The sequence below is a fragment of the Cobetia sp. 5-11-6-3 genome, assembly GCF_013374055.1.
GTDB classification, from domain to species: Bacteria; Pseudomonadota; Gammaproteobacteria; order Pseudomonadales; family Halomonadaceae; genus Cobetia; species Cobetia marina.
The window spans coordinates 1-1344 of record NZ_BLWJ01000018.1 but is presented as its reverse complement, the minus strand read 5'-3'; the positions used below and the strand labels follow the sequence as shown (position 1 = coordinate 1344).

Sequence of the window (1344 nt, the reverse complement as noted above, 5' to 3'; positions counted from 1 at the left end):
GGTCGCAGGGTATTTGCCACCTCGCCAACGCTTATCGCAGGCTATCACGTCCTTCATCGCCTCTGGCTGCCAAGGCATCCACCGTATGCGCTTAATCGCTTGACCATATAACCCCAAGGGGTCTGTCAAGGATTACGAATTTGTCGGACCTCTCCGACATATCGTTTTGATGGAGATGTGCTTGGCGCACATTCCATCGTCAGCATGATTCACATTGTTAAAGAGCGGCTGTTCAGAGAACAGTGAGAAGCGCGCTCTGATGAGCACGCTTGCCACTGCCGGCTAAGCCAGCAATAAGATCAGGTAATTCGTTGTGAGCACTTGCCGCGAGCAGTAGACAGTGTCGATAAGGAGGTGATCCAGCCCCAGGTTCCCCTAGGGCTACCTTGTTACGACTTCACCCCAGTCATGAACCACACCGTGGTGATCGCCCTCCCGAAGGTTAGGCTAACCACTTCTGGTGCAGTCCACTCCCATGGTGTGACGGGCGGTGTGTACAAGGCCCGGGAACGTATTCACCGTGGCATTCTGATCCACGATTACTAGCGATTCCGACTTCATGGAGTCGAGTTGCAGACTCCAATCCGGACTGAGGCAAGCTTTATGGGATTGGCTCCACGTCGCCGTATTGCAACCCTTTGTACTTGCCATTGTAGCACGTGTGTAGCCCTACCCGTAAGGGCCATGATGACTTGACGTCGTCCCCACCTTCCTCCGGTTTGTCACCGGCAGTCTCCTTAGAGTTCCCGACATTACTCGCTGGCAAATAAGGATAGGGGTTGCGCTCGTTACGGGACTTAACCCAACATTTCACAACACGAGCTGACGACAGCCATGCAGCACCTGTCTCAGAGTTCCCGAAGGCACCAATCCATCTCTGGAAAGTCCTCTGGATGTCAAGGGTAGGTAAGGTTCTTCGCGTTGCATCGAATTAAACCACATGCTCCACCGCTTGTGCGGGCCCCCGTCAATTCATTTGAGTTTTAACCTTGCGGCCGTACTCCCCAGGCGGTCAACTTATTGCGTTAGCTGCGCCACTAAGTCCTCAAGGGACCCAACGGCTAGTTGACATCGTTTACGGCGTGGACTACCAGGGTATCTAATCCTGTTTGCTACCCACGCTTTCGCACCTCAGTGTCAGTGTCAGTCCAGAAGGCCGCCTTCGCCACTGGTATTCCTCCCGATCTCTACGCATTTCACCGCTACACCGGGAATTCTACCTTCCTCTCCTGCACTCTAGCCAAGCAGTTCCAGATGCCGTTCCCAGGTTGAGCCCGGGGCTTTCACACCTGGCTGACTTAGCCACCTACGCGCGCTTTACGCCCAGTAATTCCGATTAACGCT

The 1344-nt window shown here is 54.2% G+C and carries 2 rRNA genes; both read right to left on the bottom strand.

Annotated features, from left to right (window positions below):
• Nucleotides 1-105: ribosomal RNA gene (locus HXS66_RS17190) — 23S ribosomal RNA — on the bottom strand; the annotation flags it as partial.
• Between the two features lie 242 nt (nucleotides 106-347).
• Nucleotides 348-1344 (bottom strand): 16S ribosomal RNA (locus HXS66_RS17185); the annotation flags it as partial.